General features: G+C 62.6%; 17 protein-coding genes. 8 read left to right on the forward strand and 9 right to left on the reverse strand.

The window, feature by feature from the left end; translation table 11 throughout:
- Nucleotides 1-41 precede the first annotated feature (41 nt).
- From EPN31_RS03865 to EPN31_RS03900, 8 genes are all read left to right on the forward strand, one after another.
- Complete coding sequence (locus EPN31_RS03865; protein WP_291769767.1) at nt 42-1538, forward strand: aldehyde dehydrogenase family protein; 1497 nt, start codon at nt 42-44, stop codon at nt 1536-1538.
- A gap of 75 nt (nt 1539-1613) precedes the next feature.
- Nucleotides 1614-2810, forward strand: coding sequence for an ABC transporter substrate-binding protein (locus EPN31_RS03870; protein ID WP_291769770.1), 1197 nt, complete (start codon nt 1614-1616; stop codon nt 2808-2810).
- A gap of 63 nt (nt 2811-2873) precedes the next feature.
- Nucleotides 2874-3065: an NAD(P)-binding domain-containing protein gene (locus tag EPN31_RS03875; RefSeq protein WP_291769774.1), complete on the forward strand. Its 192-nt coding sequence runs from the start codon at nt 2874-2876 to the stop codon at nt 3063-3065.
- Nucleotides 3065-3343 (forward strand): NAD-binding protein, encoded by a 279-nt coding sequence (locus EPN31_RS03880; RefSeq protein ID WP_291769777.1) that lies wholly within the window; start codon nt 3065-3067, stop codon nt 3341-3343. The genes EPN31_RS03875 and EPN31_RS03880 overlap by 1 nt, the downstream gene beginning before the upstream one ends.
- A 69-nt stretch (nt 3344-3412) precedes the next feature.
- Nucleotides 3413-4588: a YbfB/YjiJ family MFS transporter gene (locus EPN31_RS03885; protein WP_291769780.1), complete on the forward strand. Its 1176-nt coding sequence runs from the start codon at nt 3413-3415 to the stop codon at nt 4586-4588.
- A gap of 150 nt (nt 4589-4738) precedes the next feature.
- Nucleotides 4739-5461, forward strand: a complete 723-nt coding sequence (locus EPN31_RS03890; protein ID WP_291769783.1) for a GntR family transcriptional regulator — start codon at nt 4739-4741, stop codon at nt 5459-5461.
- Complete coding sequence (locus EPN31_RS03895; protein WP_291769785.1) at nt 5454-6758, forward strand: malonyl-CoA decarboxylase family protein; 1305 nt, start codon at nt 5454-5456, stop codon at nt 6756-6758. The genes EPN31_RS03890 and EPN31_RS03895 overlap by 8 nt, the downstream gene beginning before the upstream one ends.
- Before the next feature lie 101 nt (nt 6759-6859).
- A complete protein-coding gene (locus EPN31_RS03900) occupies nt 6860-8086 on the forward strand; it encodes a CaiB/BaiF CoA-transferase family protein (RefSeq protein WP_291769788.1) in 1227 nt (408 codons plus the stop codon).
- Here EPN31_RS03900 and EPN31_RS03905 read toward each other — a convergent pair.
- From EPN31_RS03905 to fdxA, 9 genes are all read right to left on the reverse strand, one after another.
- A complete protein-coding gene (locus EPN31_RS03905; protein ID WP_291769791.1) occupies nt 8083-9063 on the reverse strand; it encodes a branched-chain amino acid ABC transporter permease in 981 nt (326 codons plus the stop codon). The genes EPN31_RS03900 and EPN31_RS03905 overlap by 4 nt on opposite strands.
- The gene (locus tag EPN31_RS03910; protein ID WP_291769794.1) at nt 9060-9947 is read right to left on the reverse strand and encodes a branched-chain amino acid ABC transporter permease; all 888 of its coding nucleotides are present in this window, start codon (nt 9945-9947) and stop codon (nt 9060-9062) included. The genes EPN31_RS03905 and EPN31_RS03910 overlap by 4 nt, the downstream gene beginning before the upstream one ends.
- 85 nt (nt 9948-10032) lie before the next feature.
- Nucleotides 10033-11250 carry an ABC transporter substrate-binding protein gene (locus tag EPN31_RS03915; RefSeq protein ID WP_291769798.1) on the reverse strand — a complete coding sequence of 406 codons (1218 nt, stop codon included), beginning with the start codon at nt 11248-11250 and terminating at the stop codon, nt 10033-10035.
- Between the two features lie 61 nt (nt 11251-11311).
- Nucleotides 11312-12022 (reverse strand): ABC transporter ATP-binding protein, encoded by a 711-nt coding sequence (locus tag EPN31_RS03920; protein ID WP_291769801.1) that lies wholly within the window; start codon nt 12020-12022, stop codon nt 11312-11314.
- Complete coding sequence (locus EPN31_RS03925; protein ID WP_291769804.1) at nt 12019-12801, reverse strand: ABC transporter ATP-binding protein; 783 nt, start codon at nt 12799-12801, stop codon at nt 12019-12021. The genes EPN31_RS03920 and EPN31_RS03925 overlap by 4 nt, the downstream gene beginning before the upstream one ends.
- Before the next feature lie 155 nt (nt 12802-12956).
- Nucleotides 12957-13598 (reverse strand): endonuclease III, encoded by a 642-nt coding sequence (gene nth / locus EPN31_RS03930; protein ID WP_291769807.1) that lies wholly within the window; start codon nt 13596-13598, stop codon nt 12957-12959.
- Nucleotides 13595-14206 carry an electron transport complex subunit RsxB gene (gene rsxB / locus EPN31_RS03935; protein ID WP_291769810.1) on the reverse strand — a complete coding sequence of 204 codons (612 nt, stop codon included), beginning with the start codon at nt 14204-14206 and terminating at the stop codon, nt 13595-13597. Before rsxB ends, nth begins: the two co-directional genes overlap by 4 nt.
- Before the next feature lie 6 nt (nt 14207-14212).
- On the reverse strand, nt 14213-15430 hold the full coding sequence (locus EPN31_RS03940) for a polyhydroxyalkanoate depolymerase (protein ID WP_291769813.1): 1218 nt from the start codon (nt 15428-15430) through the stop codon (nt 14213-14215).
- 202 nt (nt 15431-15632) lie between these two features.
- Entirely contained in the window at nt 15633-15959 is a 327-nt protein-coding gene (fdxA, locus tag EPN31_RS03945; RefSeq protein ID WP_291769816.1) for a ferredoxin FdxA, read from the reverse strand.
- Nucleotides 15960-16140 lie beyond the last annotated feature (181 nt).

A 16140-nucleotide genomic window follows, 5' to 3' on the forward strand; every position in this document is an offset into this window, starting at 1 on the left:
GACAAAAGTTGGCAGAAACATATTCCAGAAGGAGACTTACCGTGACTGAATCGAATCCCGCCATTGCGGCGGCCGTTGCCCACCTGCGCCGTCTGTCGAACAAGCATCTCTACGGTGGCAAGTTGCAGGACCCCATTTCGGGGATGGCTTTCCCGGTCGTGAGCCCCGCGACGCGCAAGGAAGTCGGCTCTGCCGCACAAGGCGATGCCAAGGACGTGGAAGCGGCCGTGCGCGCAGCTCGGGCAGCGCAGCCTGCCTGGGCTGCAATGAGCCCGCGGGCTCGCGGCCGGCAGCTGGTGGAAGCTGCCAAGCAACTCAACGACCACACAGAGGAAATCGCCGCCCTGCTGGCGCTGGAAACGGGCAAGGCGATCCGCACCGAATGCCGCGTCGAGGCCAAGGTCCTGGCGGATGCCTTCGAGTTCTACGGCGGGCTGGGCAGCGAGCTGAAGGGCGAGACCGTCCCTTTCGCCTCCAACATGCTGACCTTCACGCAGCGCGAGCCGATTGGCGTCGTGGCAGCGATCATTCCGTGGAATGTGCCGCTGCTGCTGATGGCCCTCAAGATTGCGCCGGCCATGGTGGCGGGCAATACGGTGATCGTCAAGTCGGCCGAAGAAGCGCCCATGTCCACCTTGTATGTGGTCGAAATTCTGAGCAAGCTGCTGCCGCCAGGGGTGGTGAACATCTTGTCCGGTGACGGCCCGACGTGCGGCACGCCGCTCATCTCGCATCCTAGTATCGGCAAGATCACGTTCACGGGGTCGGTCGCGACGGGCAAGATCATCGCCCATGCGGCGGCCGACCGCCTGATTCCCACGACGCTCGAGCTGGGTGGCAAAAGCCCCATGCTGGTCTTCAAGGATGCCGACCTGGAACGGACGGTGGCTGGCGCCGTTTCCGGCATGCGCTTCACGCGCCAGGGGCAGAGCTGCACGGCCGCTTCCCGGATATTCGTGCACAATTCCCTGCTGGACAAGTTCGTCCAGAGCCTGTCCGACAAGGTCAACGCCATGGTGATCGGCGATCCGCTGGACGAGAAGACTGACATCGGCACGATCATCTCCGATCAGCAATACGACCGGGTGAAGTCCTACATCGCGCTGGGCGAGCAATCCAAAGGCGTGCAGGCGCTGCACCTGTCCAGGCTGCCCCAGGCCCCCGAGCTCAAGAACGGCCTTTTCATCCAGCCGGTCATCTTCACGGGGGTCGGCAACGACGATCGTCTGGCGCGCGAAGAGATCTTCGGACCGGTCACATGCGTGATCGGCTTCGATGATGACGAAGACGCCATCCGCATGGCCAATGACTCGGATTTCGGGTTGGCGGCGACGGTCTGGACCAGTGACCTGAAGACGGCGCTGAATGCGACCAAGCGTTTGCAGGCCGGGTTCGTGCAGGTGAATCAGAACATCGTCGTGCAGCCCGGCCTGTCGTACGGCGGAGTCAAGCAGTCTGGCTTGGGCAAGGAGGCCTCCCTGGAGGCCATGCTGGATCATTTCACATCCAAGAAAACCATCATCATGAACATGGACTAATGTCCGGACGAACGGTGGCATCCATGGGAAGGTCACGATGGGTGCTGCCTTTTTAGGCAGACAAGGAGACAAGACATGAAAAAATTATTGCTGGGCTTGGCACTGGCCGCCGCGATTCCACAGATGGCAGGTGCAGCCGAACCACTGCGCATCGGGGTGCTCAACGATCAGTCGGGGTTGTATTCAGACTTTGGCGGCGTGACGTCGGTCACCGCAGCCAAGATGGCCGTGGACGATTTTGGCGACAAGGTGCTGGGTCGCAAGATCGAGGTCCTCTCGGCCGACCACCAGAACAAGACGGACGTCGGCACGGCCATCGCCCGGAAATGGTTCGACCTGGATCACGTGGAAATGATCGCCGGCCTGACCAATTCGGCGGTTGCGCTGGCGGTGCAGGCCATGGCGGCAGAAAAGGACAAGGTCACGATTGCCTCAGGGCCGTTCTCTTCGGCGCTCACGGGCAAGTCCTGCTCGCCGACCGGGTTCCACTGGACCTTTGATACCTATGCCGCGTCGGTCGGCACGGCCACAGGCCTGGTCAAGGAAGGCGCCAAGACCTGGTTCATTCTCGGGGCGGATTACGCCTTCGGAAAGCAGCTGGCCTCGGATCTGACCAAGGTCGTGGAAAAGAACGGTGGCAAGGTGGTCGGCGAAGTCTTCCACCCGGTGGGGGCGTCCGACTTTGCATCCTTCCTGCTGCAAGCCCAGTCCTCCAAAGCCAGTGCGATCGCGCTGGCCAACGGCGGGGCGGATACCAGCAACAGCATCAAGCAGGCTGCCGAGTTCGGGATTACCCAGGCGGGCCAGAAGCTGGTGGCGCTGGGCATCGTGATCAGCGACGTGCATGCGCTGGGTCTGCAGAAAGCCCAGGGCCTGGTGGCGACCACGCCGTTCTACTGGAATCGTGATGATGCGAGCCGGGCGTTTTCCAAGCGCTTCGAGAAGCTGACCCATCGCGAGCCGGGGATGGTGCAGGCCGGCGTGTATTCGTCTGTGATGCACTACCTCAAGGCTGTGAAGGCGGCTGGCACGACCGAGGGCAAGGCAGTGGCCAAGAAGATGCGCGAGATTCCCGTCAATGACTTCTTCGCCCATAACGGCAAGGTGCGTGCGGATGGCTGGATGGCTCACGACATGTATCTGGTCCAGGTCAAGACCCCGGCGGAATCCAAGGGCCCATGGGACTATTACAAGATCCTGCGCACGTTGCCTGCAAGCCTGGTGTCGGTTCCGTTGTCCGAATCTGCCTGCCCGCTGGTCAAAAAAGGCTGATGGCGCTTGATTGGAGACTGACATGACTGTTGCATTCATCGGTCTTGGGCACATGGGGACCCCATGAGTCGGAACCTGATCCGTGCGGGCCTGGATGTGGTGGGCTTCGACCTGTCACAAGAGGCCCTGCATGGGCTCGCCGAAGCCGGGGGCCGGGTGGCCGGCTCCATCGCAGAGGCCGTTGATGGCGCAGACACCGTCATCACCATGGTGCCTACCGCCTTGGCCTGGATGACCAGAAGGTCTACGACGTGATGACGCATGCATCCGGCAACTGCTGGATGCTGCAGTCGTATTGCCCGGTGCCAGGCCCGGTTCCGAGCGCCCCCTCGAATCGGGATTATGATCCAGGTTTCGCCATGGCCCTCATGCTCAAGGACATGCGCCTGTCTCAGGCGGCGGCCAAGGCGGTGGGGTACGAGACGCCCTTTGCGGCCCGCGCCACGCAGATGTATGAAGAGACCGTGGAGAAGGGGTATGGCGGGCGGGATTTCAGTTTCATGTTCAAGATCGTCTCGGGCGAAGTATCCTGACGCGGGCTGCCGCCCCGCCTGTGCGGGGAGGCAAACCCGGGGCTGGCAAATCGGGTGGCGGAAATGCTGATGGGCCGCCGTGTGCCGCTTCCGCTGGCGGGGCTGCTGTCCCTGGCCGTTGCGATGGGGATTGGCCGCTTCGCATTCACGCCGATGCTGCCCATGATGCAGGCTGACCTGGGCCTGTCGTTGTCCCAGGGCGGGTGGCTGGCCAGCTCCAACTATCTCGGCTATCTGCTGGGCGCGTTGCTGGGCACGCGGCTGCCTTGGTCTTCCGAAAAAATGCTGAAATGGGGCCTGTGGGCAGTCGTTCTCGCGACGGCCGCCATGGGCCTGGGCACGCTATGGTCAGGATGGGTACTGTGGCGTTTCCTGGCGGGAGTTGCCAGTGCCTGGGTCCTGATCGGCACTTCGGCCTTATGCGTTGCGCGCCTGGCGGCCAGTGGTCGTGGGGAAAAGACCGGCGTGGTGTTTGCCGGAGTGGGGTTCGGTATCGCTTTTGCAGGACTCGCCTGCATGGCGCTGACGCTACTGGGTGTCGGCTCCTCGCACGCCTGGCTATGGCTTGCACTGGCCTCACTGGCCGGGTTGCTGGGCGCTTCGATGCTGTGGCAGGTGCCGGCGGCCGCTGATTCTCCCACCCGCGTGGCATCCAGACAGGCGGCAGCGCCGTCGCTTCGCGCTCAACCCGAAGTGGGTTCCGGGCGCCTGCACTGGGGCCTCGTATGGTGCTACGGATTCTTTGGTTTTGGCTACATCCTGCCAGCCACTTTCCTGCCGGCTCAGGCGCGGCTGCTTGTGCCGGATGCGTGGCTCTTCAGTCTGGCCTGGCCGGTTTTTGGCTTGGCAGCAGCCGTTTCGACCCTGCTGGGGAGCCGTCTCACACGGTATTGCCGACGCCCCACGATCTGGGCGGCCGCCCAGCTGGTCATGGGAGTGGGCGTGCTGTTGCCGGTATTGTGGCAAAGCCTCGCGGCCATCCTGATTGCCGCGCTCTGCGTGGGCAGCACCTTCATGGTCATCACCATGGTGGGCCTTCAGGAGGCTCAGGTCCAGGTCGGCCCAACCATCATCAAGCGGCAAATCGCTGCCATGGTTGCTTCCTTTGCCTTCGGACAATTGGCGGGGCCGGTGTTCTTCAACCTCAGCCACGACTGGTTTGGCGCACCGCTGAGCCTGACGCTGGTTGCCGGAACCGTGGTGCTGGTCCTGGGTTCGGTGCCCGTGCTGCGCCTAAGGGCCTGAATCTGCCCCCGCTCTCCGGGCCATAGGGCCTCCCGCGTGTCTGGGGATAACACGGGCTTGAACCCACGGGACGACCATAGTACCTTGACAGTAATTATTAATTAATAATTACTGGCGTTTCCAAAATCGAGTTCTCGGAGACCATCAGACATGCCTCGGATTGCGCGGAAAATTCTCTACCAAGAGGTTGCCGACCAGATCAGGGACATGATTCGTTCGGGTGAGCTGGCGCCGGGCGATTGGGTCGACGAATCTTCGCTGACATCGGTTCTGGGGATATCCAGAACGCCTTTGCGCGAAGCGCTCAAGGTGCTCGTCTCTGAGGGGCTGTTGCGCATCGAATCCAGGCGGGGCTGCTTCGTCAATGAGCTGGCGGCGCAGGATCTGGAGAGCATCTTTCCGCTCATGGCGCTGCTGGAGGGCCGCTGCGCCTACGAGGCCGCGCTGAAGGCGCAGGAGTCGGACTGGGCCGCGCTTGTCCCACTGCATGCGGAACTGCAGCGTTTTGCGCAGGCCGGTGACATCGATGCGTACTATCGGGCCAATGCAAAGATACACGTCGCCGTGCAGGCGCTGGCGGCCAATCCCTGGCTTTCGGGCGTGCTCGACAATCTGCGTGGCGTCCTGGGGCTGTCCAGGCATCACAGCTTGGCCTTGCCGGGCCGCGTCAGGAAATCCTGCGCGGAACACTTGGCCATATTTGCCGCATTACGGGCGCGGGATGCACAAAGGGCGGAGAGCCTCACTCGCGAACACTTGATGCGCCAGCTCGAGGCGTTGCGGCTTCTCATCCAGCAGTCTGACGAGGTCCAGGCGCAGCCGCCGGATACTCGAACACCGGTGTTTGAACCAGGAGTGCCTCCAGATGTCTGATCAACAAAATGTGCCAGCAGTCACAACGGATGTGAATGATCCGCTCGCCAAGGTCCCCAAGGAGAGCGCCCTGCGGGGCCGGGCGGCCAAGCTGCTGGAGCGCCTGGGGCGCTGGCTGGATCGGGAGCAGCTCCCCGATACCGAGGCGCTCGGCAAGCTGTATACCGCCTCCTCCAAAGACAACGCTGCCAACGATCTTGCCCGGCAATGGGCCGATCGGTATCTGGCAGCTGACGCCGACGAGCGCCGTTCGCTCCTGGCGGCGCTGGTGCGTGCCGGGATCGAGTCGGACATGTCACAGAAGGAGCAGTTCTTCCGCCGGCTCTACGCGCAGAGTGACCGGCTGGGTCTCATGGTGGAGCTTCGCGCCGACATGCTGCGCTGGCGCAATCAGGTGGCGGGGCTGTCGGAACTCGAGCAGCCTCTGGCGAGGCTTCTGTCGAACTGGTTCGATGTAGGCATGCTCGAGCTCCGGCACATCAATTGGGATTCTCCGGCCTCGCTGCTCGAGAAGCTGATCAAGTACGAGGCCGTGCATGAGATCCGGTCCTGGGACGATATGCGCCGGCGCGTGGCGGACGATCGCCGCTGCTATGCGTTTTTTCATCCGCGCATGAGCGATGTGCCGCTGATTTTCGTCGAGGTCGCGTTCTCCGAGCACATTGCCGGCAACGTGCAGGCACTGTTGGACCCGGTGCAGCCTGTCGGGGGGCTCGAGAAATCCCGCTGGGCAATCTTCTATTCGATCACCAATACGCAGCCAGGCTTGCGTGGCATCAGTTTCGGAAATTTCCTGCTGCGCCGGGTGATTGATGACCTGCAGCGCGAACTGCCGCACGTGCGGTCGTACGCAACCTTGTCCCCCATCCCTGGGTTCGTTTCGTGGCTGGAGAAGCAGTCCGCAGATGAGGTCCGTGCGCTGCTGGAACGCCTGTCGGCCGATACGGAAACAGGCGTGACGGGGGCGGACTGGGTGGCGCGGCTGCGCACTGAAGCGGCCGTGACTCCCGATGGAGACGCGGCCGAAGGGCTGCGGCGCGTGGGTTTGCGGCTGGCGGCACGCTATCTGACGGCCCTGCACAATGATCAGCCGGTCGATCCGGTCGCCCGGTTTCATCTGGGGAATGGCGCGCGCATCGAGCATGTGAACTGGGCCGCCAACCTTTCGGTACGGGGCCTGACTCAGTCGTGCGGGATGATGGTGAACTACATGTACGAGCCCACCCAGCTCGACGAGAATCGGGCGCACTTGGCCGCCGGCAAGCCCAGTGTGTCCAGAAAGGTGCAGCGGCTGTAGCACTGCTGGCCATGCCTCGGGGTAGAGGCCTCCGCTGTCGTCGAGATGGTTGCGGCAGCGATTTTCTTTGGCACGGCATTTCCTTGGTGGAGACATTGGTCATGAGTTTGGCGTTGGCTGGGGTGAAGGTACTGGATCTGACGAGGGCCCTGGCTGGCCCGTTCTGCACGATGACGCTGGGTGACCTGGGGGCTGACGTCGTCAAGCTCGAGCCCATGCCGACGGGCGAGATGTCCCGCCAGTGGGGGCCCCGTGACAAGGACGTCACGGTCTATTTCCTGAGCGTCAACCGCAACAAGAAAGGCATTGCGGTCAACCTGCGCCAGCCGGAGGGGCTCGCTCTGGTCCGCCGGCTGGCGCTGGCATCCGACGTCGTGGTTGAGAACTTCAAGGCGGGTACCATGGAGAACATGGGCCTGGGCTATGAAGAGTTGGCACGTGAAAGGCCTGGCATCATCCTGGCGTCCATCTCGGGGTTCGGTCCGCAAGGGCCGGCGCGTTCTTGGGCGGGCTTCGACCAGATCGCTCAGGGGTATTCGGGCGTGATGAGCCTGAACGGTACGGCCGAGTCGGGGCCCATGCGGACTGGCGTGGCCATTGGCGATCTGACCTCGGGGATGTGGCTCACCACGGCTGTGCTGGCCGCGCTATTTGAGCGTCAGCGCACCGGCAGGGGGCAGCATGTGCAGACTTCCCTACTGGCGAGTCTCATGTCTCTGCTGACCTTCCAGGGCCAGCGTTACCTGAGTCTGGGGCAGGTGCCGGAGGCCACGGGCAACGACCACCCCGTGATCACGCCCTATGGCACGTTTGAAGCCGCTGATGGTCCGATGAACCTGGCGCCCGCCACGCCGGCGATGTGGGTCAAGCTGTGTTCCCTGCTGGGGCTGGAAGCGCTCGTAGAAGATCCCCGCTTCATCGGGAACGCCGAACGGACCAAGAACCGGGCTGCCTTGAAGGCGCTGATCGAGGGTGCACTGAGCGCCAGGACACGGATGGAGTGGACGCGCATCATGCTGGACAACGGAATTCCGGCCGGACCCATCAACGATCTGGCCGACGTGTTTGAGGATGCCCAGGTCGAGGCCTGCAATCTCGTGCAGTCAATCACGCACCCCGTCGTGGGGGACCTGAAGCTCGTGGCATCTCCCATGATGTTCTCGGGCCATCCGTCTGGGGAGACCTTCCGCAGCCCGCCACCGGTGTTTGGGCAGCATACGGCCCAGGTGCTGGGCGACTTCGGCCTGTCCGACGATGAGGTCGCACGCCTGCTTGACCAAGGGGCGGTGTATCAGGCCGCCGACGAGCCGGCGGCCGGGCGGGCTTAGGCCTTGGCGGCTCCTCGGGTCTGCCGCCAGTGCTGCCATTCGCCCACGATACCCCGGCGGAAGGAGAGCACGCAGATGACGAAGATGAGCCCGATCACGATCGTGACCGACTCACCCAGCACGCGGAACCATTGGATGCCGGTTTCGTGCATCAGCCAGCGGCCCCAGTCGCCCACTTTGTTTTCCAGGGCGACATAGATGATGGCACCCAGCACCGGACCCGAGAGCGTGCCTACGCCGCCGATCAGGACCATCAGGATGAGCGTGCCGGACATCTGCCAGGTGGCATCCGACAGCGTGGCTGAAGCGAAGACCAGGGACTTGGTGGCCCCAGCCAGGCCGCAGAGCGCCGCCGAGAGCACGAAGGCCAGCAGCTTGAAGCGGTTGACGTCGTAGCCCAGCGAAACCATGCGTGGTTCGTTTTCGCGGATGGCCTTCAGCGCCTGGCCGAACGGCGAGTGTACGGTGCGCCAGATGAGTGCGTAGCTGAGGACGAAGATCGCCGTCACCACATAGTACAGGTTGATGTCCTGTTTCAGGCTCAGTCCCAGGATGCTGCCGCGCGGGATGTTCTGCAGGCCGTCCTCGCCGCCTGTGAAATGGGCTTGCAGGAAGTAGAAGAACAGCATCTGGGCGAGCGCCAGCGTGATCATGGCAAAGTAGATGCCGCTACGGCGGATCGACAGCACGCCGAAGATCAGGCCCAGCAGCGCCGCGCAGGCGGTCCCGAAGATCAGGCCGCCCAGCGTGGGCCATGCCCAGGAGGTGAGCGCCAGGCCGCACATGTAGCCGGCCAGCCCGACGAAGGCCGCGTGGCCGAAGGAGAGCAACCCCGTGTAGCCCAGCAGCAGATTGAAGGCGCAGGCAAACAGGGCGTAGCACATGACCTTCATGAGGAAGATCGGGTAGCCGCCCAGAGCCGGCAGGGCCGCGATCACGATGATCGCGATCAGAGAGGCAAGTAGTTGACGATTCATGATTCCTTCCCGAACAGCCCGGCCGGACGCAGCAGCAATACGATCACCATGATGATGAACACCACGGTGCTGGACGCTTCGGGCCAGAAAACCTTGGTGAAGCCCTCGATGATGCCCAGGCCCAGACCAGTGAGGATGGAGCCCAGGATGGAGCCCATGCCGCCGATCACGACCACGGCGAAGACGACGATGATGAGGTTTGAACCCATCAGCGGCGACACCTGGAAGATGGGGGCGGCCAGAACACCGGCAAACGCCGCCAAGCCTACGCCGAGCCCGAAGGTGAGCGAGATCATGAGCGGTACGTTGACGCCGAAGGCCTCGACGAGCTTGGGGTTTTCCGTGCCGGCTCGCAGCAGTGCGCCCAGGCGGGTCTTTTCAATCAGGAACCACGTGAGAAGGCAGGCGACGATCGATGCCACCACGACCCAACCGCGATAGATCGGCAGGTACATGAAGCCCAGATTCACGCCGCCGCTGAGTAATGTGGGGGTGGAGTAGGGCTGGCCCGAGACCCCGTAGATACTTCGAAAAAGGCCTTCGATGAGCAGCGCCAGGCCGAAAGTCAGTAGCAGGCCGTAGAGAGGGTCAAGCTTATAGAGGCGCCGCAGAAAGAGCCGTTCGAGGATGATGCCGAACAGGCCCACCACGATGGGCGAGAGGATGAGCATCCACCAGTAGTTCAGACCCAGGTATTGCAGCCCCAGCCAGGCGACGAACGCCCCCAGCATGTAGAGTGCACCGTGGGTGAAGTTGATGATATTGAGCAGGCCAAAGATGATGGCCAACCCAAGCGAGAGGACGGCGTAGAAGGAGCCGTTCACCAGCCCCAGCAGAAGCTGGCCGAACAAGGCCTGGATGGGGACACCGAAGAGTGTGGTCATAGGGCTGCAGCAGAAGCGAACAAAAAGGGAATCGACGGTTTGGAACAGCCCTGCGGGGCAGGGCTGTTCCAGTCAGGCGTCGCGCTTAGTGCTTGAGCAGCGAGCAGGTGGATTCAGACTCGGGTCCGTAGACGGACTCGGCCGGCAGCGTGCGCACGATGTTGTAGTAGTCCCAGAGCGCCTTGGACTCCGCCGGGGTCTTGACTTGGGCCAGGTACATGTCGTGCATCATCAGGCCGTCCTTGCGAACGTGGCCGTTCTTCACGAACATGTCGTTGATTTTGTGCGACTTCAGATACGCCATGATGGTGTCGCCATCATCGGTACCGGTCGCTTTGACGGCTTCCAGGTAGGTGTGGGCCACGGAGTAGTCACCCGCCTGCAGGAACGATGGAGCGCGTTTATGTTGGTCGAAGAACCGTTTGGACCAGGCGCGCGAGGCGTCGTTCTGGTTCCAGTACCAGGGGGTGGTCAGGAACAGTCCGGCAGTGTTCGCCAGACCCAGCGAATGGATGTCGTTGATGAACACCAGCAGCCCGGCGAGCTTCATGGTCTTGGTGATGCCGAATTCTTTGGCGGCCTTGGCGGAATTGATGAAATCGCCACCCGCGTTGGCCAGTCCCAGAACCTGGGCGCCGGAGCTTTGTGCCTGCAGCAGGAAGGACGAGAAATCGGTCGTCGCCAGCGGCGCGCGGACTTCACCCAGCACCTTGCCGCCTTGTTTCTTGACCACTGCAGCGGTGTCCTGTTCCAGCGAATGACCGAAAGCGTAGTCTGCGGTCAGGAAGAACCAGGTCTTGCCGCCTTCGCGAACGACTGCCGAGCCCGTGCCGCGCGCCAGCGCGACCGTGTTGTAGGCGTAGTGCACGGTGTAGGGAGTGCACTTGGCATTCGTGAGCGCCGACGAGCCCGGGCCCACGGCCATGAAGGGCTTTTTCTTTTCGGCCGCGACGGTGGCCATGGCCAGTGCGGTGGCTGAGTTGGTGCCGCCGATCAACATGTCGAGATGCTGCTGGTCGAACCATTCGCGCGCCTTGGAGGACGCGATGTCGGCCTTGTTCTGGTGGTCTGCGGTCAGGAGTTCGATCTTTTTGCCGTTGATTTCGCCCCCCATGTCGGCAATGGCCATGCGGATCGCATCTGCACCCGCGTTGCCGTCGATGTCTGCGTACACGCCGGACATGTCGGCGATGAATCCGATGCGGATCACATTATCGGAAATCCCAGCCGCATGAGCCGATAGGCCCATCCCTAGCGTAAGGCCCGTGGCCGCCAGTGCGGCGGATAGGGTGCGTAGTTTCATAGAAAGTCTCCTGTGGTTGCCGGGATATCCGGCTGGAAGGAAGAAAACCGGGCGTCAGAAGTCAGACACCAAGCAGGCTATCGAGCGTGGATTGCTTTTCCTGCAGTTGGCTGGCGGGGAATTCTTCGATGATCTGGCCGTGCTCCATGACGTAGAAGTGGTCGGCCAGGGGGGCAGCGAAACGGAAGTTCTGCTCGACCATGACGATGGTATAGCCTTTGGTCTTGAGGGTGCGGATCATGCGCGCCAGTGCCTGGACGATGACCGGGGCCAGGCCCTCGGAGATTTCGTCGAGCAGCAGCAGGTTGGCGCCCGTGCGCAGGATGCGGGCTACGGCCAGCATCTGCTGTTCGCCGCCCGACAGGCGCGTACCCGGCGAATGACGGCGTTCGAGCAGGTTGGGGAACATGTCGTAGATTTCGGTCAGCGACATGCCCCCGCCCAGCGTGTCGCCCACGGTGGGTGGCAACAGCAGGTTTTCCTCGCAGGACAGCGAAGCGAAGATGCCGCGTTCCTCGGGACAGTAGCCGATGCCCAGGTGGGCAATGCGGTAGGTGGGCAGATGAATGGATTCTGTGCCCTGGATGCGGATCGAACCCGTGCGTTTGCCGGTCAGCCCCAGAAGGGCGCGCAGCGTGGTGGTGCGCCCGGCGCCATTGCGGCCCAGCAAGGTCACGACCTGGCCCTGGTCCACGCTCATGTTCACGCCGTGCAGGACGTGCGATTCGCCGTACCAGGCGTGCAGGTCGGAGATTTCGAGAGCAGCGCTCATGCTTGGGCTCCTTCCAGTTCGCCCTGGGTGGTCCCCATGTAGGCTTCCATGACGTCGGGGTTATGGGAGACGGTATCGTAATCGCCTTCGGCCAAGACGGCGCCACGCGCCAGCACGGTGATCCGGTCGGCGATCGAGGAGACGACTTTCATGTTGTGTTCGACCATCAGGATCGTGCGCCCCGCGCCGACCTGCTTGATCAGTTGCGTGACGCGGTCCACGTCTTCGTGGCCCATGCCCTGGGTGGGTTCATCGAGCAGCATCAGGCTGGGTTCCATGGCCAGCGTGGTGGCGATTTCCAGCGCGCGCTTGCGCCCGTAGGGCAGATTGACAGTGGTTTCGTCGGCAAATTCGGCCAGACCGACTTCGTCCAGCAATTCCATGGCCCGGGGATTGAGGTGATCGAGGGCGGATTCGCTGCGCCAGAAATGAAACGACGAACCGGTGCCGCGCTGCAGTGCGATCCGGACGTTGTCGCGCACCGAGAGCTGCGGAAACACGGCAGAGATCTGGAACGATCGGATGATGCCTCGGCGGGCGATCTCGGCAGGTTTGTCGCCGGTGATCTCCTGGCCGTCGAAGAAGATCTGGCCGGCCGAGGGGGTCAGGAATTTGGTCAACAGGTTGAAGCATGTGGTCTTGCCGGCGCCGTTGGGGCCGATCAGCGCGTGGATGTGGCCGCGTTGGACCTTCAGGTCCACGGAGTCGACCGCCACGAAGCCCAGGAAGGTCTTGGTGAGTTGGCGTGTTTCCAGAATGACAGATTGCTCGGTGACCATGTTACGTACGTGTCCATGCCGCAGTGCGGCGCCTGTTGGCAAGTGGGCACAGTATGAAACCAGGTGTGTGCAATCTCCATAGGGGTTTTACAGGATTTTTTTCTGCGTCCGGGTTGTTGCTGCTTTGCAGCAAAAGATCCTTTCGAATGGGATTTTCAGCCGTCAGGCCTTGTCTTGTGCGGATATTCACAAAGGTCGTTGATGGGGCATTGCGGGCACTTGGGCTTGCGCGCAACACAGACGTAGCGACCGTGCAGGATGAGCCAGTGGTGGGCGTTGAGGAGATAGGCCTTGGGGACCCGTCGTAGCAGCGCCCGCTCGACTTCCAGCACATTCTTGCCGGGTGCGATGCCGGTCCGGTTGGCCACGCGGAAAATATGTGTGTCTACGGCCATGGTCGGCTGATGGAAGGCCGTGTTAAGGACGACGTTGGCCGTTTTACGGCCCACGCCCGGTAGAGCTTCCAGATCCTCGCGGCGGTCGGGGACCTCGCCATCGTGGCGCTCCAACAGCAGCTCACAGGTGCGGATGACATTGCGCGCCTTGGTCTTGTAGAGGCCGATGGTGCGGATGAAGTCCGTCAGTCCTGCTTCACCCAGAGCCAGGATACCTTGTGGTGTGCCATGCCTGGGGAAGAATTGGCGGGTGGCGAGATTCACCGAGCGGTCTGTGGCCTGGGCCGAGAGCATCACGGCGATCAGGAGCTGAAAGGTGCTTCCATATTCCAGCTCCGTGCGGGGGTCGGCGTTCGCGGCCTGGAATCGCCGGAAGCACTCTTCGATCGCGCCGCGCTTCATGGTCGGCGGGCCCGTGCGCGCGCCAGGGCCTGGGCGATGCGGTCTTGCTTGGCGCTGGGGTCTGCCGGAGCGGCCAGCGTCGGCTTGTTCGCCAGCGTGCGGGCCGCCGGGCTGGCGGATTCGGCGTGCCGTGCGTGTAGCCGGTCGTTGCGGTTGTGGTAGTGGGCCCGGGCCAGGTCGGCGGCCTCGCGGGTCCATTCGCGTTCGGTTGGCACCATGGTGATGCAATCTACGGGACAGGGTGCGACGCAGAGTTCACAGCCGGTGCAATCAGCCTCAATGATGGTGTGCATGCATTGATTGGCTCCCAGGATGGCGTCCACCGGGCAGGCCTGGATGCATAGCGTGCAGCCGATGCAATGTTCTTCGTCAATCAGGGCGACCCGGAAAGGCCGGTACGAACCGCATTCGGGATCCAGCGGAAGTTCGGGTCGGTTCAGCAACCGCGCCAGCTTTGCGATCGTCTGCGGGCCTCCCGGCGGGCAGCGGTTGATGTCGGCACGGCCATCGGCGATGGCCTGTGCGTAGGGTCGGCAGCCATCGTAGCCGCATTGGGTGCATTGCGTCTGCGGCAATAGCGCATCAATCGCATCGACGAGGGAAGGCACGAAAAATCAGGCGTGAGCGCGGATGAAAGCAGAAATTTTAGGACAGATCTGCTGACGCCAGCGGCTACCGGCGAAGATCCCGTAGTGGCCGCAGTGTTTTGCCGTGTAGATTTCGCGCATCGATGGCGACAGATTGGCGCACAGGGCATGGGCAGCGTGGGTCTGGCCCTGGCCGGAGATGTCGTCCAGTTCGCCTTCGATGGTCAGGAGCGCGGTCTTGCGGATGGCAGCGGGTTCCACCAGGATGTCGTCCACGGTCCAGAGGCCGCGTGGCAGGCTGAATTCCTGGAATATGATGCGGATGGTGTCCAGGTAGAAGCGGGCCGGCATGTCCAGCACCGCGTTGTATTCGTCGTAGAAGCGGCGGTGCGCATCGGCATCGCTTTCGTCGCCGCGCAGCAGGTCAAGATAGAAGTCATAGTGTGACTTCAGGTGCCGGTCCGGATTCATGGCGACGAATCCCGCGTGTTGCAGGAAGCCCGGGTAGACCAGCCGGCCGGCTCCCGGATAACGGGTAGGCACCCGGTGGATCAGGGTGTCCTCGAACCACGAATAGGGCTTGGTGGTGGCCAGGCGGTTGACCTGGGTGGGCGATTTGCGCGCATCGATGGGCCCGCCCATCATGACCATGGATCGCGGCTGACAGGCGTCGTCCGCGCTGGCGAGCAGCGAGATCGCGGCCAGCACCGGGACGGTGGGCTGGCAGACCGACATGACGTGGGTGTCGGGCCCCAAATGACGCAGGAAGGTCTGGATGTAGTGGACGTAGTCGTCCAGCCCGAATGTACCGTCCTCAGCGGGCACCATGCGGGCGTCTACCCAGTCGGTCACATACACGTCGTGATCCGGCAACAGTGTGCGCACCGTGTCGCGCAATAGTGTTGCGTGATGACCCGAGAGCGGTGCCACGACCAGCACCACGGGGTCGTGGCGCTGGGTGTCGCGGCGGAAGTGCACCAGCCGGCAGAAGGGCTGTGCCAGCGCCGTGTCTTCGAACACCTGTACATCGCGACCGCCTATCGTGGTGCTGTGCAGGTTCCAGGACGGCTTTTCGTAATCCTTCCCCAGCCGGTTCGCGAGTTCGTAGGCGGCGGCGAACTGTCGTGACATCGGCGTATAGGCCAATGGGCTATAGGGGTTGGAAAACAGCTGGGAGCCAGTGCTGGTGAAGGCGGCCAGGGGCGCCAGAAAGGCGCGTTGGAGTTCGTGCAGGTCGTACAGCATGGATAGGTGCGTTCCGGTCGATCCGCCCCGGCGAAATTCATGACGTCGGGGTTAGGGTTATGCGAACTTAAGGTACCGGGGAATATTACGAGGCGCTACAGGAACTTCCCCGACAGGGGAATTCCTGAGGTCTTTTGTGGGGTTTAGGGCACAAATGGCTGATTTTTGTCAGCGTGGCGTCAGTCGGCTGTAATACGGGCTCTCAGGGCTTTTCCAGGTATTTGAGCTTGGCGGCGATGCCGTTCCAGTCATCCGCCCCGTCCAGGGCATCGATGGAACGGTTGATGGGCTTGAAGGTCGGGGCAAGTTCCGCATTCAAGGGGATGAAATCCACTTGGTCCTCGGGCACATCCTCCTCGGCAAAGATTGCGTTGGCCGGACATTCGGGGACGCAGACCGCGCAGTCTATGCATTCCTCGGGGTCGATCACCAGGAAGTTCGGACCCTCGCGAAAACAGTCCACCGGACAGACGTCGACACAGTCGGTGTACTTGCATTTGATACAGTTTTCGGTAACGACGTGGGTCATGAGGTACTCCGGCTTGAAACAGACCCGGACAGAGCCACGGAGGATTTTACCGAATTTGTTCCGGGTGGCCGGCAGTCCCCGATGTCCGGACGCGGGTTTGCAAGGCGGCGGGCGCCCTGAGTCCGCGGATGCATGCGGTGCGGTGGTGCGTCCGGCGGATTCCGCAGGGTATCCTCAAGTA

Source organism: Castellaniella sp. (assembly GCF_004321985.1).
Classification (GTDB): Bacteria; Pseudomonadota; Gammaproteobacteria; order Burkholderiales; family Burkholderiaceae_B; genus Castellaniella.

What these genes read in the sequence shown, in the direction of transcription:
- EPN31_RS03900 (WP_291769788.1), top strand. Translation starts at nt 6,860, where the DNA reads ATGAGTTTGGCGTTGGCTGGGGTGAAGGTACTGGATCTGACGAGGGCC.
- fdxA (WP_291769816.1), bottom strand. Translation starts at nt 15,959, where the DNA reads ATGACCCACGTCGTTACCGAAAACTGTATCAAATGCAAGTACACCGAC.
- nth (WP_291769807.1), bottom strand. Translation starts at nt 13,598, where the DNA reads ATGAAGCGCGGCGCGATCGAAGAGTGCTTCCGGCGATTCCAGGCCGCG.
- EPN31_RS03915 (WP_291769798.1), bottom strand. Translation starts at nt 11,250, where the DNA reads ATGAAACTACGCACCCTATCCGCCGCACTGGCGGCCACGGGCCTTACG.
- EPN31_RS03910 (WP_291769794.1), bottom strand. Translation starts at nt 9,947, where the DNA reads ATGACCACACTCTTCGGTGTCCCCATCCAGGCCTTGTTCGGCCAGCTT.
- EPN31_RS03885 (WP_291769780.1), top strand. Translation starts at nt 3,413, where the DNA reads ATGGGCCGCCGTGTGCCGCTTCCGCTGGCGGGGCTGCTGTCCCTGGCC.
- EPN31_RS03940 (WP_291769813.1), bottom strand. Translation starts at nt 15,430, where the DNA reads ATGCTGTACGACCTGCACGAACTCCAACGCGCCTTTCTGGCGCCCCTG.
- EPN31_RS03890 (WP_291769783.1), top strand. Translation starts at nt 4,739, where the DNA reads ATGCCTCGGATTGCGCGGAAAATTCTCTACCAAGAGGTTGCCGACCAG.
- EPN31_RS03875 (WP_291769774.1), top strand. Translation starts at nt 2,874, where the DNA reads ATGAGTCGGAACCTGATCCGTGCGGGCCTGGATGTGGTGGGCTTCGAC.
- EPN31_RS03920 (WP_291769801.1), bottom strand. Translation starts at nt 12,022, where the DNA reads ATGAGCGCTGCTCTCGAAATCTCCGACCTGCACGCCTGGTACGGCGAA.
- EPN31_RS03905 (WP_291769791.1), bottom strand. Translation starts at nt 9,063, where the DNA reads ATGAATCGTCAACTACTTGCCTCTCTGATCGCGATCATCGTGATCGCG.
- EPN31_RS03925 (WP_291769804.1), bottom strand. Translation starts at nt 12,801, where the DNA reads ATGGTCACCGAGCAATCTGTCATTCTGGAAACACGCCAACTCACCAAG.
- EPN31_RS03880 (WP_291769777.1), top strand. Translation starts at nt 3,065, where the DNA reads ATGACGCATGCATCCGGCAACTGCTGGATGCTGCAGTCGTATTGCCCG.
- EPN31_RS03895 (WP_291769785.1), top strand. Translation starts at nt 5,454, where the DNA reads ATGTCTGATCAACAAAATGTGCCAGCAGTCACAACGGATGTGAATGAT.
- EPN31_RS03870 (WP_291769770.1), top strand. Translation starts at nt 1,614, where the DNA reads ATGAAAAAATTATTGCTGGGCTTGGCACTGGCCGCCGCGATTCCACAG.